The sequence below is a fragment of the Streptomyces sp. PKU-EA00015 genome, from assembly GCF_013387495.1.
GTDB lineage: Bacteria > Actinomycetota > Actinomycetes > Streptomycetales > Streptomycetaceae > Streptomyces.
Genome location: NZ_JABZEE010000010.1, coordinates 1 through 19,364, shown reverse-complemented (window position 1 = coordinate 19,364; position 19,364 = coordinate 1). Strand labels below are relative to the sequence as shown.

Sequence of the window (19,364 nt, the reverse complement as noted above, 5' to 3'; positions counted from 1 at the left end):
CCTCACATGTGCGGGGGCGGTGCGAGGGTGAAGTCGGCCGGCCCGGCGGGTGCTTCTTCGCGCCAGCCGCGTTCCAGGGCGGCCTGCGCGAAGCGCGGGGCGCCGAAGTAGCCGAAGGCGGCGGGCGCGTTGGGGACGAGGCCGGAGACGAGCACGCGGGCCACCCGCAGCGGCGTCTGTGCGACGTCCTCAGTGGTCAGGTCCAGTGTGATGACCCGGTGACCGCCCGCCGCGAGGCGCTCGTCCAGTGCGGCCCGGCTGCCCGCCGCCACCGCGTCGACGGGTACGACACCGAGCGCAGGCCTGGTGAACCGGGCGGCGAGCGGCGCCATCCGCGGGTCGAGCCACACCTGCACATGCGCGCCGAGGTCCCGTACGGCCGCGAAGTCGGTCCCGCAGTCGTCGAGGTAGCGGCGGTCGGCCCGGTGGTCGAGGTAGAGCCCGCGGGCGAGCATCCCGGCGTCGACGGCGCGGAAGACCCAGCCGTCCGCATCGGTGGCGCCCTGGGTGAAGACCCAGGTGTGGACGGCCTCCAGGACGGCCTTGCGGGCCGCTTCGGCGGGGTCGTAGCGGCAGGCGAAGCCGGCGGCGTGGATGCCGCGTGCCCGGTCGTGCACGAGCGCGGCCATGCAGGGCGCGAACTCGGAGGGCATCTCCACGATCGACACCTCGAGGTCGCAGCCCGCGAGATCGTGGGTGAGGCCGGGCACGGAGGCGGGGTCGATGCCGCGGGTGGGGCCGTCGAGGTGCCACCACAGTTCGAGCGCGTCACGTTCGACGACTTCGAGGAGGCCGCGTTCGACGGCGTCGTCGAAGCCCTGGCCGGTCGCGATGCCCGCGTAGTTGAGGTGGTGCGTGCGGGGCAGTTGCTTCCACTCGCCCTGCCGCCAGTTGAGATGGGTCAAAGCGACGGGCGCCCACACCTCCTCGCCGTTCTCCTGGGCCCGGGTCCACAGGGCGGGCGTGTCCTTCGTGAGGGGGCGGTAGGCGAACCGGGGGCGGGTGTACTGCCAGTCGGCGTAGGCCGGGAGGTCACCGGGGCCGTAGAGCGTGCGGCCCTCGGCGAGGAGTTCGGCGGCCGTGGCCCGGCGGGGGGCGTCCCGGTGACCGGGCGGGGGCAGCCGGTTGCCGCAATAGCGCTCGACGGCCTCGGCGACGGCGGCGATCCTGGCGCCGGCCGGGTCGCCGAACGTGGTGCCGAGCGACACCCGGTCGGCGGGCCATGCGCCGAAGCGGCGGGCGTCGGAGACGTCGGCGGTCACGGCGGTGTAGCGGGGCGGGGCGCCGGTGGGATGCGGCACGGCCTCGACTGCGCGTATCAGCCCGCAGACGGGGTCGACGAGCGCCTCGGGGGAGAGCGGGCTGCTGGTCACGTGCATGTCTCCTCTACGGGGTCCACGGGGTGGCGACCGTCGGCGACGGGGAGCAGCAGCGTGCTGCCCGTCGTCCGCACGGTGCGCCGGGAGGCGGTCAGCCGGGTGGCGTGCACGGGGTCCTCGCCGGTGTGCGGGTTGCGGGCGTGCGCGGGGAAGTGGTGCCCGGCGATCTCGACGCGCAGCCGGGTCCCGGCGGGCAGCCGGCGGGCCAGCGGGCCGAGCGGGACGGGGAAGCGGGCGTCGGCACCCGGGGGGTCGCTGCGCCGGACGACACCGACCGCGAGGGGGTCCGCGCGGCCGTCGGGGTCGAGCGCGACGACGCGTACGGCCCAGTCGGCGCTGGGGGTGTCGGCGGTGGCGCGCAGCTGGGCCTCGGCGCTGCCGAGGAGGTCGAGCGGGCGGGGCAGGGGCGGGGTGACGAGGACCGCGCGGTCGGCCGGCCCGCCGGTGTCGATGCCCAACTCGTCACTGCGCACCGGGCGGTGGGGGTCGGCGGTGAAGTGCCTGCCGTGCAGGAGCCGCAGCCCGGCCGGGGAGCCGAAGTCCCGAGCGGAGGGGCGCGCGGGGGTGTCGGCGGCGTACCAGTGCTCGCTGCCGCCGAGGGCGATCGCGCCGTGCCGTCCCGGTCTCAGGGCGCCGTCGAGCGCGGCGCGCGCCCAGCGGACGTAGAGCTCGCCGAGCGCGATGGCGTGTCCGCGCCGCGCCTCGGGGCCGGGCTCGGCGGTGAGCCCGTGTCCCCACGGCCCGAGGAGGAGCCGTGCGGTTCCGCCCCAGTGCTGCCACAGCCGTACGGCGTCGGCGAGGAACGGGTCCCTGGTCCCGCCGACGACGAGCAGCGGCACGCGGGGCCCGGGCGCGTCAGGATCCGGCGCGCCGTCGGGGACCGCCTCCCACAGCGCTCCCCACGACGGCAGGTCCCGGCCGAGGCGGGACGGGAGCGTGGCCGGAGGGAGGTGTTCCAGCAAGCGGGGGTCGGACGCGAGGGCCTTGGCGAGGGCCTGCTCGTCCGAGTCGGGGCGGTCGCCGTGCGCGGCCCACCAGCCGGCGCGGGCCGACAGGCGCTCGACGCCGCCGGCTTCGCGCGCAGTCTCGGCGAGGCCGAGCGCGGGGACCGCGGCGATCACGGCGTCCGGGCGGCCGGCCGGGTCGTCCCCGCGTGTCGCGGCCAGTGCGCAGTGGGCCGCGTACGAGGCGCCGGCCGCGACGATCCGGCCGTCGGACCACGCCTCGTCCCGGATCCGCCGCAGCGTGGCGGCTCCGTCGGCGGCCTCGTCGCGGTACGGGTGCCAGTGGCCCCCGGAGGCGTACCGGCCGCGGACGTCCTGGACCACGGCGGCGAAGCCGCGCGCCGCCCAGCCGCGGGCCTCGGCGTGGTGGCGCCGACGGTCGTAGGGAGTGCGCAGGACGACGGCGGGGAACGGCCCGTCGCCGTCGGGCAGTTTGATATCGGTGACGAGCCGGGCACCGGGGACGGTGATCTCGGTCGTTCTCATCGGGTGACGGGGGCGACGTCGGGCACCGGCAGGACCGGGTGCGCCGTGACGGCGAGGTCCCGCAGGTCGACGCGGCGCAGCAGGCGCCGGCTGCCGTCGGCGCCCGCGGCCCAGGCGACGAGGTCGGCGGTGAGCAGGGCGGCGGTCAGCGCGGCCGACGCCGCGCTGTGCGCGGGCCCGTTGTCGTTGGTGCACGAACCGGCCCAGTACGCGGCGAGTTCGCGGTGGGCGGGCGTCGCGGCGAGCCGCCGCAGCCGGATGTGCGCGGAGGTCACGTCGCCGGGGCCGACGGCGAGCGGTTCGAGCCAGGCGGTCGCGCCTTCGCGGTGGCAGCGCAGCCAGGCGACGCCTCGGGCGGACAGCCGGTCGGCCTCGTCCCAGAGGCCGGACGGCACCGGCGCGTCGAGACACCAGACGACGGCGGTGCCGGGCCCCTCGACGGCCGGCAGTTCGCCGGGCCGCACCGCACGCGCCTCGCCGCCTTCGGCGCGTACGAGACGGGTGAGCGCGCCGGTCAGGGGCTCGTCGCCGAGGACGAGGACCGTGCGCCCGGCCAGGCGGGGGGAGGAACCGCCGGGCCGGGCGAGGTAACCGGCCTGCTCGAAGGCGTCGGTGAGGCCCTCGAGCGCCGGGCTGTCCCCCGTGGTCCCCGTCAGGTGGGCCACCAGCGCGGCGGGGTCCGCGGTGCCCGTGTCGACGCGGAGGAACTCCCCGTCGGGGGTGCGCACCGCGAGGCCCTGTCCGGGGACGGTGACGAGTGCGACGCCGGGCGCGAGCCGTGCGGTGGACACGTGGTCTCCTGAGTGTTTCGGTGGACGGGTCGGGCCCGCCCGGAATCGCGCTCCGGGCGGGCCCGATACGGGACTTACTTGTCGCTGTCGGCCTCGACGGCGTCGTCGAAGGGGTTCTCGACGAGCGCGTTGGAGTGGGTGGCGGACAGGTGGGCGAGCTGGCCCTGCTCGGCGATCGGGCTGAACACCTTGTGCTGCTCCATGATCTGAACTCCGTTCGGTTCGACGGTCGGATCCGTGTCACCGGTCTCCCGGCGGCACATGAGAGACCTTAATGAATATGATTTTCATTCCGCAAGGCTTCGGGCGCGGGAAGAGGGTGATCCGGGTAACACACCGGCCATCCACCGACCGGGTCGCGCCCCACCCGCCCCGCCACGCCCAGCACATCGGCGAGCAGCGCGGGCGTGACGACGTCCGCGGGAGGCCCGTCGGCCGCGACGACCCCCGAACGCAGCGCGACGATCCGGTCCGCGAACCGGGCCGCGTGTCCGAGGTCGTGCAGCACCATCACGACGGTCAGACCGCGCTCCTCGCGCAGCCGGGCGACCGTACGCATCACTTCCAGCTGGTGCCGCAGGTCGAGGTAGGTGGTCGGCTCGTCGAGCAGCAGCAGCCGCGTGTCCTGGGCCAGCGCCATCGCCAGCCGTACACGCTGCCGCTCACCGCCGGACAGCGCGTCGACCGGGCGATCGGCCCACGCGGCCACCCCCACGTCGGCCAGCGCCCGCGCACAGACGGCGTCGTCGCCGTCGCGGAGCATGCCGAGCGGGCCACGCGCCGCGTACCGCCCCTGGCGCACCAGTTGACGTACCGTCATCCCCGGCACGGGCGGTGCCGACTGGTGCAGCAGCGCGACACGGCGGGCGGCGGCACGCCGGCCGAGCCGTGCGAGGTCGTCCCCTTCGAGGAGGACCCGGCCCGCCGATGGCCGCAGCAGCCCGGCGCAGAGTCTGAGCAGGGTGCTCTTGCCGCAGCCGTTGAGGCCGACGAGGGCGACGGACTCACCGGCGCCGACGTCGAGATCGACACCGGCGAGGACATCGCGTCCCGGGTATCCGAAGCGCAGGCCCTCGACCCGCAGGGTGCCGCTCCCGGACGTCGCGTCGCGGGGCAGGGACCGGTCGCCGGCCGTCGTGGTCATGAGTCCTCCATGAGTCGTGTTCGCGAGAGGTACGCGTGCCGGCAGCTCACGCGTCCGGGCGGCCGTGACGGTCATCCCTCCGCCGTGCCGCGGCGGGCCACCAGCAGCAGAAGGGCAGCGCCCGCACACGTCGTCAGCGCGCCCGTCGGCACGCTCAGCCGGTCCATGTCCAGCGCGGCCGCCAGCGCCCGGGACAGCCACTGCGAGCCCGCGTCCGCCCCGCACACCACCGTCGCGCCGAGCAGGGCCGCTCCCGGCAGCGCCCGGCGCAGGTCCGCGCCGAAGAGCGCGAAGGCCAGGTGCGGTACGAGCAGTCCGACGAACCCGAGGGCTCCGACGGCCGAGACGGCGCCCGCGGTCAGGGCGACGGCACACACCAGGGCGGCCACGCGGGCCCGCCCGGTCGCCAGGCCCGCGGCCGCGGCCTGTTCGTCGCCGCAGCGCAGCATCGTCAGCGGTACGGCCATCGCGCAGGCCGCGAGTCCCCACACGGCCGCCCAGGGCCACAGCAGGCGCCAGTGGTCCCAGACCCGGCCCTCGGTGGAGCCGACGAGCCACTGCACGACGCTGCCCAGTTCGCCGGGGGCGACCAGCAGCACCATGGCCGTCAGCCCGGACAGTACGGCGGAGACCAGCACTCCGTGCACGGCCGTCTGCGCCGGATCGGCGTTGCGCCGCCCGGCGAGCAGCCACAGCAGGCCCGCGCCCGCGAACCCGCCGAGGCACGCCGCGGCCACGACGGCCTCCGGCGAACGCCATCCGGCGAGTCCGAGTCCGGTGGCGGTCACCGCGCCGAGCACCGCCCCGGGTGTCACGCCGGTGACCTCGGGTCCGGCGAGCGGGTTGCGCAGCGCGGACTGGAGCACGATGCCGGCGAGACCCAGGCTCGCGCCCGCGGCGAGCGCCACCAGAGCGCGGGGCAGCCGGAGTTGGAGGACGACGTGCCGTGCGGTGGCTTCTCCCCCGCCGCCGAGCGCCTGCCACACCTCCGCCGGCCCGAGCGACCGCCCGGCCACGAGGTCCGCACAGCCGGCGACGACGACCGCCAGCGCCAGCAGGGCGAGCGGCCACCCGCCGGCACTCCACGCCCGTACGGGCCGCCCGGGCGGCGGCTGTTCGCGACGGGCGGGGCGTTCGTCCGTGACCGGTGTGCCGTTGCGGCTCATGCGTCCACCACCTCCTCGGCGGTGGAAGGCCGCCGTGGCCGGGTGCCGGTGCGCGCCTTCAGCAGGGCGACCCCCGCGGGAACGCCCAGGAGAGCCGTCCACGCGCCGACCGGGGTCTCGATCGGGGCGAGGGCGAGCCGGGCGGGCAGGTCGGCGCAGGCCACGATCACCGCGCCCCACACCGCCGACCACGGCAGCCAGCCGACCGCGTCCGAGCCCGGTCGCAGCCGGCGGGCCAGATGCGGCGCGAGGAATCCGGCCCAGGCGACGGGCCCACAGACGGCGACGACCGGGGCGATGAGCAGCACGGCGATGGCGAGGGCGGCGAGCCGGGCCCGCCGTACCCGCACGCCCAGCGCCTGCGCGTCGTCGTCGCCGAGCCGCAGGACCGACAGCACCGGGGCGCAGAGCACCAGCGCGGGCGCCGCGACGGCGAGCCAGGGCCACACCCCGTCCACGTCGTGCCAGGTGCGGGCCGACAGGCTGCCGAGCAGATAGCGGTAGATCAGCTGCAGGTCGAGCTGGTCGGCCAGCACCATCAGCACGAGCAGCGCCGCCTGCAGCGCCGCCGCCACGGCCGCCCCGGTCAGCAGGACCGCGGACGGACTGCGCCCGAACCCGGCGGCGAGCAGGGTCAGTACGCCCCCGGCCGCCGCTCCGGCGAGTGCCAGCAGCGGTTGGAGGGCGAGCGGCACGGACAGGGCGAGGACGAGCGGCGCCGCAACGCCGAGCGCGGCGCCCGACGAGACGCCGAGCAACTCGGGGACGGCGAGCGGATTGCGCAGCGCCTCCTGGAGCACGAGCCCTGCCGCGCCGAGGCACGCCCCGGCGACGAGCGCCAGGACGAGCCTCGGCAGGCGCAGTTCGGTGACGACGACGCCTGTCAGGGTGCCGCCGTCGAAGGCCGCGGGCAGCTGGTGCGGCGGCACGTACGGGGTGCCCAGACACAGCGCGCACAGGGCCGCGACCGCCAGCAGCCCCGACGCGGCGACGACGTGGCGGGTCACTTCAGCCTGGCCGTCGCCTCGTCGAGGACGATGCCGAGCGAGCGGGTGCCGCGTCCCTTGGCCCACACCTCGGAGTCGACCTCGTAGACCTTGCCGTTCTTCACCGCGGGGATCTGCGACCACAAGGGGTTCTCGGCGAGCTTGTCGGACAGCTTCTCCTCGGCCGGCCCGCCGAAGGACAGGGTCTCGACGAACAGGACGTCGACATCGCGCGCGAGGATCTCCTCCATGCTGTACGAGCCCTCGACACCCCGGCTCTTCCACGGGTAGTCGGAGATCTTGGGGAAGAGCCCGGCGGCGACGTCGTTGCCGGGGGTGGCCACGCCGAAGTTCTCGTCGCTGCCGAAGACGATCAGTGACGTCTCGGCACTCCTGCCGGACTCGGCGCCGGCCAGCTTGTGCCTGAAGGCCCGCTCCGCCTTCTCGCCCTGCGCGGTGCGCCCGGTGAGCGCGGCGAGGTCGCGCAGGTACCCGACGCTGTCCTGCCAGGTGGCCGGCTGTACGGGCCAGAAGACGGTGGCGCCCTTCAGCGCGGGTGCGAGCTTGCCGTGGGTGTCCTCGAGACCGATGACCAGGTCGGGCTTGTGGGACAGGATCGCCTCGGCCTCGGGGCTGAGGAAGCCACCGGGCACGACGGGAATGCGGGCGGCCGCGTCCTTGCCGAGGAAGCGTGGATGCGCGAGCAGCCCGGAGTTGGTGGCCACGGGCTTCATGCCGAGCTCGGTCAGCATGTCGTCGCACAGGGCGACGAGGCAGACGACGCGGGCGGGCGGCTTCTCGGTGGCGACGGTGACGCCCTTGGCGTCGGTGATCTTCCTGGCGGCGGTGATGGGCTCGACCGTCACCTCGGTCCTCGGTCCCGCGTCGGCCGGCTTCTCGCCGCCGCCGGTGGCGGCTCCGCAGCCGGACAGCAGGACTCCCATGACGGCGGCGGCGGCCCAGCGGCGGACGGCCCTCAGTGCTCGGTGCGACATCGCACTCTTCTCTCTCGGTTCGGTTCGGCCGGACTCGGCCACCCAGAGTTCTACATGATAATCATTCTCAACAAGACGTCCGCCTCTCTTTGGAGACCGCCATGACCGAGGCCACCTCCGCGCCCCCTCGCCTGCTCGTCGCCGACCAAGTGGCGGGCTGCGTACGGCTGCTGGACCTCCCCGACGGCCGCGAGCGGGGCGTGGTGGAGGGCCGCCACCTCGCCGAGCACGCCGGATTCCTCGCGCTCCCCGGCGACCGGACCGCCTTCGTCGACGACCTCGCCGGCGAGTTGGTGGTCCTCGACCCGTACGGCCCCGACGCGGGACGGCCGCTCGTCGAGGCGACCGTGCCCGTGGCGATCCCGGCCGAGCACCTGGCCGCCGACCCGACCGGCCGGCTGCTCGCCGTCACGACGGGCCTCGGGCGCAACGGGGAGCCGTGGAGCGACCTGCTGACCGCCGTGGATCTCGCCGCCCCGGGCGGGCCGCGGGCGGTGCGCGTGCGCACGCGCGCGGGTGAACCGGGTGTGACCGTGCTCGGCCGGTCCGCCCCCGCGCACTCCACGGGGCCGGTGGACGCCGGCACCGGCCGCGTACCCGGCGACGCGCTGGTCGTCCTGCGCCACCGCGAACCCGGCTCGTTCACCGTCCACCGGCACGCCGAGCTGATGGCCGCCGCCCCCGCATGTCCGCCCGCCGCCCCCGCGGCCGATCTGCCGCTCGCCGATGACGACGGCCACGGCGACGCCCACGATCCGCTGACCGGGCGGGTGTTCGCCGCCGCGGGCTCCGGGGTGCACCGCGCGCGCCGCGCGGGCGGGTCCCTCGTCATGGAGGAACCGCTGCCGTGGGGCGGCCCCGGCCGCGGCTACTATCTGCGCCTCGACCCCGCCCGCCGCGTCCTGTGGTCCTGTGTGCGCGGCGGACCCGCCGACCCGGGCCGCTGGCCCGAGTGGTCCAACGACGCGTGGTGGCACGGCCTCGACTCCGGCGCGGCGGGGCGGCTGCCGCTCGGGCCCGGGCTCGTCTTCCGGCTGGCCGTGGCCGCGCGCCACGTCGCGTACGCCCGGGTCCACCCGGACGGCGACGAACTGGTCCTGATCGCCACGGACTCGACCACCCCCCGCGTCACCGCCCGGCTGCCGCTGCCCGCCATGGACGGCGCGCCCCGGCCGGGCGGGACACCGTGGGACGGGGTGCAGCGCCGGGCGATCGCCGCGTCACCCGGATCTCCTCTCGTGGCGGTCACTCGTGGGGGCCACGGCGAGATCCATCTCGTTGACGCCGACTCCGCGTCGGCGCCGAACGCACCGGTCACCACGCTGTCCGTGCCGACACCGCTCAACGACGGGGGCCATCTCGCCCTGGTCGCCCCCGGATCCGGCGCTCACGGCGACCCGGTCGGCCGCTGAAGATTGTGAACTGATTCACTCGACCCCTTGGCCACGCATGCCCATCCGTGCTGAGATGCCGTCTGACTCAACAGCTCAATGGCGTGCTCGGGGAGGGCAAGTGGCGCATACCGCCATGTCTGGTTCCGGAACCACAGCAGGTGACGATCCTCTCCAGACCGCGGTATGGCGGCTGCGTTCGCGCGGCTGTTGGACCGACGCTGCGGCTCTCCTCGCGCCGCATGCCGCGGACCCGGCGGCGGCTCTGGAGCGTGCCGGGCTCCTCGTCGAGCGCTGCCTGTTCACCTGCGACGGATGGGCCGAGGCCGAGGACGCGCTGCGCACCGCCGAGGCCGCTGCCGGCGACGACGAGGAACGCGGCGGCGCGGCGAGCGAGCGCGGCCGGCTGGCGTACGCGGCGACCCGGCTCGGCGTACGGGACCGGGCCGACGAGGCACGCTCCGCTCTCGGCCGGGCCACGGCGCTGCTCGCGCCCTCGTCGCCGCGGCGCCCGCTGCTGGACTTCCGGCGCGGACTGGTCGCCGAACACATCACCGACGCGCCGCAGGCGGCGCGTGCCGCGTACGAGAGGGCCCATGCGGGAGCCGCCGCGCACGAGGATCCCCTGCTGCTGTCCTTCACCTGGCAGCAGCTCGCCGGGATCGCCCTGCGCGAGGGCGAGTCGGCGCAGGCGCGGCACGGCTTCGCGGAATGCCTGCGCATCCGCGAGGAACTGGGCTACCTGATCGGTACGGCGCCCGCGCTCGCGGGGCTCGCCGACTGCGAGCCCGAGCCGGAGGCGGGACGCCTGCGCGCGGAGGCGCGCCGTCTGTTCCGGCTGCTGGGCGGCGTACCGGTGTGGCTGAGCCCCCAGTTGTCGCCCGCGGTGCCACCACAGGGCTCCCCGGTCCGTCCCGAGCCCTCCGCGCCGTGAGAACCCGCCGCAGGGAAGGGGACGTCCCGGAGCCGCGGACGCGCTGGGACGAGGTCACCACCGGTCTGTGGATGGGCGGCCACGTCTGGACCGACGGGGTGCGCCCGCATCAGGACGTCGTGGTGGGGCGGGAGTTCGACCTCGTGATCAGCCTGTGGACCCGTGAGGGCCACGGCCCGGCCGCCGGTGTCGAGCACCATGTGGTGCCCATCCCGGACGACTGGCTGACGGCGGGCGAGATCGACAGCGTCCGCCGCGTCGCGGAGGTCGCGGCCGACGCCGTACGGGCCCGCCGCAAGGTCCTCGTCCGCTGCTACTCCGGCTACAACCGCTCGGGCCTCGTCGCCGCGCAGACCCTGATCGAACTGGGACACGACAGCGAGGGCGCGATCGACCGCGTCAGGCTGCGCCGCTCGTCCTGGGCGCTGCACAACCCGGCCTTCGAGCAGTACCTGCTGACCGGTCTGGACGTGGCCTCGCTGCTGTCCGGTCTGGAGCCGCCCGACTGACCGCGCCGGTCACCCCAGCCAGGGCAGGGCCGCTGCGGGGTTCAGCAGGACCGCGAGCACGCCGACCGCGACGGCGATCCAGACGAAGGTCCACACCCGGCTGCGCCGCTCGCGCGTCTGCCGCCCGGGCCAGGCGCGCCAGCCGTCGGGCTGCGCCTGTACGGGCCTGCCCCTGCGCACGAGGCGCCGCACGCGGCCCTGCTGCCGCGCGGCCTCCTCGTCCGCCCGGCGCAGCCGTTCGGTCACCATCCGCGCCCGCGCGGACGGCTCCTTGGGGGCCGCGAGACGGGCGGGCCCCTCACTCTCGATCTGGAACCTCGCCCACTCCTCGTCGGATATGGACGACTCCGGTGTCTCCGGCAGCTCCCCGTTCACCGAACCCCCCTCGCTCGTGGACAGCACGGCCGCACAGGCTAGTCCAGGGCCCTCGGGGAGGGTCACGCGGGTCGCAGTGCCACGAGCATCTCGTCCGTGGCGAGGGCGAGTTGGCCCTCCTGGAGGACCGCGACGGCGCGGATCGCGGGCCCCGGCCGGAAGGCCCGCACCTCCCCCGGTCCGGGGTGGTGCAGTTCGACGAGTCCGTCCTCCCAGGCGACCGCGACCGCCGGGCCCCGCGCGGTGGGCGCGGCGTGCAGGGCGACGACTGGGCAGGCGCGCTCGGTCAGCGGATCAGGCAGGGGTGCGTTGCCGGGAGTCCACAGGCATACGGCGCCGTCCGCGCCGCCGCTGCACACGAGGGTGCCGGTCGCGGACAGAGCGGTGACCCGGCCGGAGTGCGGTGCGGCCTGGTGCAGCCCGGCGGGTCCGAAGGCGTGCACGGAGCCCACGCGGTCGCCGACCAGCACGATGTCGCCCGTCGCGGCGAGCGCGGTGCCCGGGTGGGCGGCGAGGGTGGCGGTGACAGCTGCGGTCAGCCGGCTGCCGGGGCCGCGGGTGTGCAGGCGGCCGCGTTCGTCGAGGAGCAGGAGGGTGCCGTCGCCCGTCGCCGCCATCGCCCTGACCCGGCCGGGCAGGGGCGCCGTATGGGGCTCGGCGTCCAGATGCCGTACGGCTCCGTCGCGTCCGGCGACCAGCAGCCTGCCCGCGGAGACGGTCAGCGCGGCGACGGGACCGGGCGGAGGCGGTTCCGTGTCGTCCGGGCCGCGCGTCCACACGACGCTCCAGCGGGCCCCGGCGGCCAGTTCCGTGAGGGCGGCGCGCAGGTGCGGCCCGGCCGAGGCCGGCAGAGCGGCGAGCAGCGCCAGGGCGCGTTCGGCCGGTTCCTGGTCGCGTATGAGTGCCTGCCCCGCGCGCAGCCAGGCCGCCCGCAGCCCGCCGTAAGCACCGCCGTCCCTCTCGTACGCCGCCGTGATCCCCAGCGGCTCGGCGGCGCACACGGCGGCCGGGTCGGCGAGGTCCACCGGTTCACGGGCCGGCGGGCCGCTGTCCACGGCCTCCTCGACGACCACCCGGACATGGCCGAACTCCCGCAGGATACGGGCGAGTTCGCCGACGGCGTCCGGGTCCTGGCCCGGCTGCCCGAGCCGCAGGATGCGCGGAGCTCCGGACAACAGGGCGGACTGGAGTTCCGCGGGGGTGCCGGCGACCACGCCGAGCTGGTTGGCCGCCGCCCATACCGTTCCGCGCACGCCTGCTCCCGTCAGATGTCGGAACCGGTGAAGTGTTCGCGCACCAGGGACTGCACGACCGTCAGGTCCTGGGCGATCAGGGCCTCGAGGAGGGCCATGTGTTCGGCGGCGTCCGCGACCAGGTCGGCCCGTCTGGTGACGGGGGCGGCGGTGAGCGGCCACTGGGAGCGCCGGTGCAGGTCGTCCGCGACGGCGAGGAGCTGCTGGTTGCCGGCGAGGGCGAGGACGGCATGGTGGAAGGCACGGTCCGATTCGGCGTATCCGGCGCGGTCGCCGGTCGCGGCCGCCACGGCCGTCGCCTCGGCGAGGGGGCGCAGCGCGATCCACCGCGCGGCGGGGACCGTGCGGGCGAGGCGGAGCATGACCGGTACCTCGATGAGGGCGCGCACCTCGGCCAGCTCGGCGAGCTCGCGGGGCGTGCGCGCGAGGACGCGGAAGCCGCGGTTGGGCACGACCTCGACGGCGCCCTCGGTGGCGAGCTGCTGCATCGCCTCCCGTACGGGGGTCGCGGAGACGCCGAAGCGTTCGCCGAGGACGGGCGCGGAGTAGACCTCGCCGGGGGCGAGGTCTCCGTCGACGAGGGCGGTGCGCAGGGCCTCGAGGATCTGGCCTCGGACGGAGTGGCGGCGGACGAGTCGCGGCGCCGGGGCGGGGGGCTCGCCGTGGGTGTGCTCTCCGCGGGTCTCTTCCGGCAGGCGCGGGCCGCCCTGGGCGGGAACGCGTGCGGACGCGTGCGGCCGGTCGGCGGCGTCACGCGCTCGGGCCTGCTCCACTCCGGTCCTCCTCCGGCCGTGCCACGGGCCCGCCGGCGTTGCGAGACCCGTGTGCACGATAGGCGTGTGAGGTCACAGTTCAAACATCGAACAGATCGGGTAAGGTAAGGCTTGCCTGCTAACGATCGCGATTCGGTGGTCCCCGGCATGACCCTTCCTGCCCTGTTTCCCGGCGTCGCCTCCCCCGTCGGCGACGCCTACGAGCGTCTGGCGGGCGTCTTCCCCGGCCTGCGCGTCCAGGAGCTGGGCGACGGCGAGCGGACACCCGACGGGGCGGGCTGGGTCCGCGCCGGCGATCTCGCGGCGGGCGGCCCCGACCTCGACTCCTTCCTCGCCTGGGACAACGCGCAGGTGCTTCGGGACTACGGACAGCAGGCCCGCCCGGACGTCGTCGCCACCTTCGGCCTGCACCGCTACGCCTGGCCGGCGTGCCTGCTGATCACCGTCCCGTGGTTCCTGCACCGCCGGGTGCCGAGGGCACCGGTCGAGGACGTGGCCTTCCAGCGTGCGCTCGGGCGCATGGCGGTCCGTGTGCGCTCCTTCGCCTGCCTGCCGGACGATCCTGCGGCCGCCCTGCCCGGCGCCCGTGTGGTGCCGGACGAGGAGGCCCTGCGCGAAGAGGTCCGCACCGCGGTCGCCGAGCACATCGGCCCCGTGCTGGACGGCTTCGCCCCCCGGATGCGGCGCGGCAGGCGTGCCCTGTGGGGCATGGCGACGGACGAGGTCGTCGAAGGCCTGTGGTACATCGCACACCTGCTCGGCGAGGAGGACCGCGCCGTCGCGGAGCTGGAGCTGCTGCTGCCGGGCACGGTCAAGCCCTACGTGGGCACCGCCGGCTTCCGCGAGCTGACCGGGCCGGACGGCGAGCGCCTGCCCACCCGCGACCGGGCCAGCTGCTGCCTGTTCTACACGCTGAGCCCGGAGGACACCTGCGTCACCTGCCCGCGCACCTGCGACGCCGACCGCGTGGAACGGCTGCTGCGCGGCGCGTGAGCCGCGGCCCGCGGCATCAACCGGGGTCCTCGGATCCACGCCACTCCTTCGAGCGGCTTTGAATCGAACACAACTCCCCTCTCTCGCAGGCAAGTTCGACCAGATCACCCCTATCCGTGCGCCGGAGCGCCCCGTTGGCGTGCTCTTGGACCGAAACCCCTTGGACGTCCCGCGCCGTCGGCCAATATGGCCGCCGAACGCCTACCGCGATGCAAGGGACACCGCATGAGACTGAGCGACATATCGCTGGACTGGCTGCTTCCGGGTGGCGTGATGCTGGTGGGAGTCCTGGCGGCGGTGGCGGTGCTCACGCGCGGCAAGCTCGCCGGGGCCAAGGCCGCGGCCGAGGACTCCTGGGAGCGCAGCGAGCAACGCCGCAGACGCAAGGAAGCCGTCTACGGCAGCGCCTCCTACGTCCTGCTCTTCTGCTGCGCCGCGGTGGCCGCCGCGCTCTCCTTCCACGGCCTCGTCGGCTTCGGGCGGCAAAACCTCAACCTCTCGGGCGGCTGGGAGTACCTGGTGCCCTTCGGGCTCGACGGGGCGGCCATGTTCTGCTCCGTCCTCGCCGTCCGGGAGGCCAGCCACGGTGACGCCGCGCTCGGCTCGCGCCTGCTGGTGTGGACGTTCGCGGGCGCCGCGGCCTGGTTCAACTGGGTGCACGCGCCCCGCGGTCTCGGCCACGCGGGCGCCCCGCACTTCTTCGCGGGCATGTCCCTCTCGGCCGCGGTCCTCTTCGACCGCGCGCTGAAGCAGACCCGCCGGGCGGCGCTGCGCGAGCAGGGCCTGGTGCCCCGCCCGCTGCCGCAGATCCGCATCGTCCGCTGGCTGCGGGCCCCGCGGGAGACGTTCGCCGCCTGGTCGCTGATGCTCCTGGAAGGCGTGCGCACCCTCGACGAGGCGGTCGACGAGGTCCGCGAGGACCGGCGGGAGAAGCAGCAGAACCGGATGCGCAGGCGGGACCGGGAGAAGCTGGAGCGCGCCCAGATCAAGGCGTACCACCGGCAGCACCGGGCCTGGGGCCTGGGGCGGGCCGTGCGCCCCGCGGAACTCCCCGCGCTCGGACCGGTGGGCGGCGCGCAGGGCCAGGCGCCGCCCGGCGGGTCCCTGGTGGAGCCCTCGGGAACCGTTGTGGAGCCCGCCATAGCGGAGCCCGGACAACTGCCCGCGCCCGCCCGGCCCTCCCTGCAGGCCGTCAGGCGGAAGGGTCCCGAGCCCGTCACGGTGGACCTGACGGCCGAGGACGACACCCTGACGCTGCCGCGTCTCGACTCCCTGGAGCAGAAGCTGAAGGACCTGGAGCGGCAGTTCGGCTGAACGGCCGGGAAACGCGGGGCGGTCGGGGCCTTGGGGCTCAGGCCGCCCCGGCGTGCAGCTCGAACCACACCACCTTGCCCACCCCCTGAGCCGTGCGCACTCCCCACGCATCGGCGAGTCTCTCCACGAGGACCAGTCCCCTGCCGGACGTACCGAGGTCGGCGGTCGGTACGTCCGGGACGGGCAGTCCGGCCATGAAGTCGCGGACCTCCACATGAAGCCGCGAGTCCTCGACCGTGGCCGTGACCACCGCACCCTGGTCGGTGTGGATCAGTGCGTTGGTCACCAGCTCGCTGGCCAGCAGCTCGGCCACGTCCGCCGCGTCCGCGGGGCTGCCCGCGTCCGGCTCCGGCCACTTTTCCAGCAGGTCGCGTAACGCGTGCCGCACTTCGGGCACGGCGGTCAGATCACCGCTGCCGAGTCTGCGGTGCAGCCGCCCGCGTACTCCAGCGCCCCCGTGACGTTCAGCCATCGATCCCCCACCCACACGTCGGAACGAGTCGTGATGCGCATGTGTTCACGGGATGCATGCCCCGCGCGCAGGGCGCCACTCATGGGATTCCGCGGACGGCTGCATCCGTGCGGTCAGGGCCTCGGTACGTTCCGCAGGTTGGAGCGTGCCATCTGGAGCATCCGGCCGACGCCGCCGTCCAGCACGATCTTGCTGGCGGACAGCGCGAAGCCGGTCACCATCTCGGCGCTGATCCTCGGCGGGATGGACAGCGCGTTCGGGTCGGTGACGACGTCGACCAGCGCAGGCCCCTTGTGCCGGAAGGCGTCCTTGAGCGCGCCCGCGAGCTGCTTGGGCTTCTCCACGCGCACGCCGTGGGCGCCGGCGGCCCGTGCGACGGCCGCGAAGTCGGGGTTGTGGTTCGCGGTGCCGAACGACGGCAGTCCGGCGACCAGCATCTCCAGCTCGACCATGCCGAGGGAGGAGTTGTTGAACAGCACGATCTTCACCGGCAGGTCGTACTGGACGAGGGTGAGGAAGTCGCCCATCAGCATGGTGAAGCCGCCGTCGCCCGACAGGGAGACGACCTGCCGCCGCCGGTCGATGAACTGGGCGCCGATCGCCTGCGGCAGCGCGTTCGCCATCGAGCCGTGGCTGAACGAACCGATGATGCGGCGGCGGCCGTTGGGGGTGAGGTAGCGGGCGGCCCAGACGTTGCACATGCCTGTGTCGACGGTGAACACCGCGTCCTGGTCGGCGAGTTCGTCGACGACGGAGGCGACGAACTCGGGGTGGATCGGAACGTGCTTCTCCACCTTGCGGGTGTACGCCTTCACCACGCCTTCCAGAGCCTCCGCGTGCTTCTTCAGCATCTTGTCCAGGAAGCGGCGGCTGGTCTTGGCCCGCACCCGCGGGATGAGGCAGCGCAGCGTCTCGCGCACATCGCCCCACACCGCGAGGTCGAGCTTGGAGCGGCGGCCGAGGTGTTCGGGCCGGACGTCGACCTGCGCGATCTTCACGTCGTCGGGGAGGAAGGCGTTGTACGGGAAGTCCGTGCCGAGCAGGATCAGCAGATCGCACTCGTGGGTGGCCTCGTACGCCGCGCCGTAACCGAGCAGTCCGCTCATGCCCACGTCGTAGGGATTGTCGTACTGAATCCACTCCTTGCCGCGGAGCGCGTGTCCGACGGGTGACTTGATGCGCTCCGCGAACTGCATGACCTCGGCGTGCGCGCCGGCGGTGCCGCTGCCGCAGAAGAGGGTGACGCGGTCGGCCTCGTCGATCATGGTGACGAGCTTGTCGAGCTCGGTGTCGCCGGGACGGACGGTGGGGCGGGTGGTGACCAGCGCGTGCTCGATCGTCTTCTCGGGCGCCGGCCGGTCGGCGATGTCGCCCGGCATCGACACCACGCTCACCCCGCCGCGGCCGATCGCGTGCTGGATCGCCGTCTGGAGCAGGCGCGGCATCTGCTGCGGGCTGGAGATCATCTCGCAGTAGTGGCTGCACTCGCGGAACAGCTGGTCGGGATGCGTCTCCTGGAAGTAGCCGAGGCCGATCTCGGAGGACGGGATGTGGGAGGCGAGGGCCAGGACGGGCGCCATGGAGCGGTGGGCGTCGTAGAGCCCGTTGATGAGGTGCAGGTTGCCCGGTCCGCAGGAACCCGCGCAGGCGGCGAGACGGCCGGTGATCTGCGCCTCCGCGCCGGCGGCGAACGCGGCGGTCTCCTCGTGTCTGACCTGGACCCAGTCGATGGCCGCGTTGCGGCGGACCGCGTCGACGACGGGGTTGAGGCTGTCGCCGACGACGCCGTAGAGCCGCTGGACGCCCGCGCGGACGAGGATGTCGACGAACTGCTCCGCCACGTTCTGCTTGGCCATGGGTGCGTGCCCTTTCTGGTGGACCTCGATGTCCATCAACCCATGGCCGGGCGTGGCGCGCCTGTGCGGTTACGCCTCCCAGACGCCGACGGCTGTGCGGTCGTCGGCGTACCCCTTGACGCGGAGCTGGATGTCCGCGAGGAACTGCGTCATGCCGGGAGGGCCGGAGCCCTCCCACCGCCGGGTGAGCGCCGCGGCGAGCGCGGGCTCGCCCCGCAGGGGCTCGGCGAGACCGTTGCTGCACAGCAGGAGGGTGTCGCCCGGTCGGGCGACGGAGGCACGGAAGCGGAACGGTTCGGCGGGCGGTGGGGACGTGGTGATGTCCGGGTCCGCCGTGAGCCGGTCGCCCCTGTCCGGGGTCTCGGCGGGTGCGTCGTCGGCCTTCTCGGGGACGGACGGCTCGATGTCCTGCCAGACCCCGTCGCGCAGCCGGAAGAGCCCGCCCGCGCCGGCACCGAAGAAGACCCGGGTGCGGCAGTCCGGGTCGGCGGACAGCAGGAGGCAGCGGAGGCCGACGCCGTACTGCTCCGGCTCCAGACCGAGCTCGGCGGCGCGGGCGCGGAGCCTGCCGAAGCCGCGGTCGGTCAGGCGGTGCAGCCCCGACTTGAGGTCGCCCCTGCGGCCGGCCCTTATGTCCTCGGCGAGCCGCGCGTGACTGCGGCCGACGGCCGTGCCGATCCAGCGGGTGGCGTCGGCGGCGGCGAGGTGGGCGTGCTCCGTGTGCCGGTTGCCGACGGCGACGGCGACGAGCACGAGGGCGGCGGGTCCGGCCCCGAACCGGGCGGTGAGGAGGGCGTCGCGGCGGGGCTCGCCGCGGTACCGCGCCGAATCGCCGCGCACGGAGGCGGCGCGCAGGGTGTACGTGCCGTACCGGGCCCCGTCGAGGACGGTGTCGGCGACGAGCTGCTCGAGCGCGAGCGCCTCGGCGGCGGGCAACGCGGTGGGCTCGGCCTCGTAGGTGGGAGGCCCGCCCCCGACGACCCCGGCCCACGGCCGCGGATCGCCCTCCGGGCCGGGCGGTGCCTCGCCCACCGCGCCCGCGCCGTCGGCGGCATCCTTTCGGCGTCCGCTGCCGTCGGGCGGCGTCTGCGGCGGACCGGCCTTCGCGGACGGCCCGTCAGGCGGCCACCCGGGCGGCGCCGACGGCGCTGGCGGGACCCCCGCCCAGGACGCCGGTCCGGAACCGGCCTCGGTGGCCGGGCCGCCCGACACGCCGGCGCTCGGCGTGCGCCCGGGCCCGGAACCGCCCTGCGCGGGCACTCCCCCCGGCGGCGCGGGCGGCACCGACGGCGGCTGAACGCCCGCTCCGGCCGCGCCCGCATCCTGTCGGTGCTCGCTGCCGTCGGGCGGCTCGTCCGGCGTCGGAGCGCGACGCGGCGTACCCGCCGGCGGCACGGCACCAGTCGGCGACGGCGGCGAACCGGCCCTCGCGGACGGCCCGTCAGGCGGCCACCCGGGCGGCACCGACGGCGCTGGCGGGGCCCCCGCCGCGGACGCCGTCCGCGAATCACCCAGGAGGGGCGGCCCGTCCGGCGTCGGCGCG

The 19,364-nt window shown here is 75.1% G+C and carries 19 protein-coding genes; 5 read left to right on the top strand and 14 right to left on the bottom strand.

Translation table 11 applies throughout. The annotated features are described in order from the left end of the window. Nucleotides 1-2: 2 nt before the first annotated feature. From HW130_RS09365 to HW130_RS09335, 8 genes are all read right to left on the bottom strand, one after another. Nucleotides 3-1,379 (bottom strand): YcaO-like family protein, encoded by a 1,377-nt coding sequence (locus HW130_RS09365; RefSeq protein WP_177148994.1) that lies wholly within the window; start codon nucleotides 1,377-1,379, stop codon nucleotides 3-5. Continuing rightward, nucleotides 1,370-2,869, bottom strand: coding sequence for a CocE/NonD family hydrolase (locus tag HW130_RS09360; RefSeq protein ID WP_177148993.1), 1,500 nt, complete (start codon nucleotides 2,867-2,869; stop codon nucleotides 1,370-1,372). Before HW130_RS09360 ends, HW130_RS09365 begins: the two co-directional genes overlap by 10 nt. After that, nucleotides 2,866-3,660 carry a hypothetical protein gene (locus HW130_RS09355; protein WP_177148992.1) on the bottom strand — a complete coding sequence of 265 codons (795 nt, stop codon included), beginning with the start codon at nucleotides 3,658-3,660 and terminating at the stop codon, nucleotides 2,866-2,868. Before HW130_RS09355 ends, HW130_RS09360 begins: the two co-directional genes overlap by 4 nt. 74 nt (nucleotides 3,661-3,734) lie before the next feature. Further along, a complete protein-coding gene (gene amiA, locus HW130_RS35780) occupies nucleotides 3,735-3,863 on the bottom strand; it encodes a streptamidine family RiPP (protein WP_256355984.1) in 129 nt (42 codons plus the stop codon). Between the two features lie 68 nt (nucleotides 3,864-3,931). Continuing rightward, a complete protein-coding gene (locus tag HW130_RS09350; RefSeq protein WP_256355983.1) occupies nucleotides 3,932-4,804 on the bottom strand; it encodes an ABC transporter ATP-binding protein in 873 nt (290 codons plus the stop codon). A gap of 71 nt (nucleotides 4,805-4,875) precedes the next feature. Further along, nucleotides 4,876-5,970, bottom strand: a complete 1,095-nt coding sequence (locus tag HW130_RS09345; protein WP_177148991.1) for an iron ABC transporter permease — start codon at nucleotides 5,968-5,970, stop codon at nucleotides 4,876-4,878. Continuing rightward, nucleotides 5,967-6,977, bottom strand: coding sequence for an iron ABC transporter permease (locus tag HW130_RS09340; protein ID WP_309140376.1), 1,011 nt, complete (start codon nucleotides 6,975-6,977; stop codon nucleotides 5,967-5,969). The genes HW130_RS09345 and HW130_RS09340 overlap by 4 nt, the downstream gene beginning before the upstream one ends. Beyond that, entirely contained in the window at nucleotides 6,974-7,951 is a 978-nt protein-coding gene (locus HW130_RS09335) for an ABC transporter substrate-binding protein (protein WP_177148990.1), read from the bottom strand. The genes HW130_RS09340 and HW130_RS09335 overlap by 4 nt, the downstream gene beginning before the upstream one ends. Nucleotides 7,952-8,052: 101 nt before the next feature. Here HW130_RS09335 and HW130_RS09330 point away from each other — a divergent pair, with 101 nt between their 5' ends. The 3 genes from HW130_RS09330 (at nucleotide 8,053) to HW130_RS09320 (ending at nucleotide 10,785) form a co-directional block, all read left to right on the top strand. Further along, on the top strand, nucleotides 8,053-9,363 hold the full coding sequence (locus HW130_RS09330; RefSeq protein ID WP_177148989.1) for a hypothetical protein: 1,311 nt from the start codon (nucleotides 8,053-8,055) through the stop codon (nucleotides 9,361-9,363). Between the two features lie 115 nt (nucleotides 9,364-9,478). Continuing rightward, nucleotides 9,479-10,276, top strand: a complete 798-nt coding sequence (locus HW130_RS09325; RefSeq protein WP_177148988.1) for a hypothetical protein — start codon at nucleotides 9,479-9,481, stop codon at nucleotides 10,274-10,276. After that, nucleotides 10,273-10,785, top strand: coding sequence for a dual specificity protein phosphatase family protein (locus tag HW130_RS09320; RefSeq protein WP_177148987.1), 513 nt, complete (start codon nucleotides 10,273-10,275; stop codon nucleotides 10,783-10,785). The genes HW130_RS09325 and HW130_RS09320 overlap by 4 nt, the downstream gene beginning before the upstream one ends. Before the next feature lie 9 nt (nucleotides 10,786-10,794). Here HW130_RS09320 and HW130_RS09315 read toward each other — a convergent pair whose 3' ends face one another. From HW130_RS09315 to HW130_RS09305, 3 genes are read right to left on the bottom strand one after another with little or no spacing between them, the layout of a single operon-like run. After that, on the bottom strand, nucleotides 10,795-11,187 hold the full coding sequence (locus tag HW130_RS09315) for a hypothetical protein (protein WP_309140375.1): 393 nt from the start codon (nucleotides 11,185-11,187) through the stop codon (nucleotides 10,795-10,797). Nucleotides 11,188-11,222: 35 nt separating this feature from the next. Next, complete coding sequence (locus HW130_RS09310) at nucleotides 11,223-12,413, bottom strand: WD40 repeat domain-containing protein (protein ID WP_177148986.1); 1,191 nt, start codon at nucleotides 12,411-12,413, stop codon at nucleotides 11,223-11,225. Nucleotides 12,414-12,424: 11 nt separating this feature from the next. Further along, a complete protein-coding gene (locus HW130_RS09305; protein WP_177148985.1) occupies nucleotides 12,425-13,186 on the bottom strand; it encodes a GntR family transcriptional regulator in 762 nt (253 codons plus the stop codon). Between the two features lie 147 nt (nucleotides 13,187-13,333). Between HW130_RS09305 and HW130_RS09300 the strand changes: the two genes are divergently transcribed. Together HW130_RS09300 and HW130_RS09295 are read left to right on the top strand one after the other, a co-directional pair. Then, nucleotides 13,334-14,179 carry a (2Fe-2S)-binding protein gene (locus HW130_RS09300; RefSeq protein ID WP_177148984.1) on the top strand — a complete coding sequence of 282 codons (846 nt, stop codon included), beginning with the start codon at nucleotides 13,334-13,336 and terminating at the stop codon, nucleotides 14,177-14,179. A 225-nt stretch (nucleotides 14,180-14,404) separates the two neighbouring features. Then, complete coding sequence (locus tag HW130_RS09295; RefSeq protein WP_177148983.1) at nucleotides 14,405-15,493, top strand: DUF2637 domain-containing protein; 1,089 nt, start codon at nucleotides 14,405-14,407, stop codon at nucleotides 15,491-15,493. A 37-nt stretch (nucleotides 15,494-15,530) separates the two neighbouring features. On the opposite strand, the gene HW130_RS09290 is transcribed toward HW130_RS09295, so the two are convergent. The 3 genes from HW130_RS09290 to HW130_RS09280 all read right to left on the bottom strand — a co-directional run bounded on the left by HW130_RS09290 (nucleotide 15,531) and on the right by HW130_RS09280 (nucleotide 19,336). Further along, complete coding sequence (locus HW130_RS09290) at nucleotides 15,531-15,965, bottom strand: ATP-binding protein (RefSeq protein ID WP_177148982.1); 435 nt, start codon at nucleotides 15,963-15,965, stop codon at nucleotides 15,531-15,533. Nucleotides 15,966-16,078: 113 nt separating this feature from the next. Beyond that, nucleotides 16,079-17,821 (bottom strand): pyruvate dehydrogenase, encoded by a 1,743-nt coding sequence (locus tag HW130_RS09285; protein WP_177148981.1) that lies wholly within the window; start codon nucleotides 17,819-17,821, stop codon nucleotides 16,079-16,081. 69 nt (nucleotides 17,822-17,890) lie between these two features. Next, complete coding sequence (locus tag HW130_RS09280) at nucleotides 17,891-19,336, bottom strand: protein phosphatase 2C domain-containing protein (protein ID WP_177149211.1); 1,446 nt, start codon at nucleotides 19,334-19,336, stop codon at nucleotides 17,891-17,893. Nucleotides 19,337-19,364: the final 28 nt, after the last annotated feature.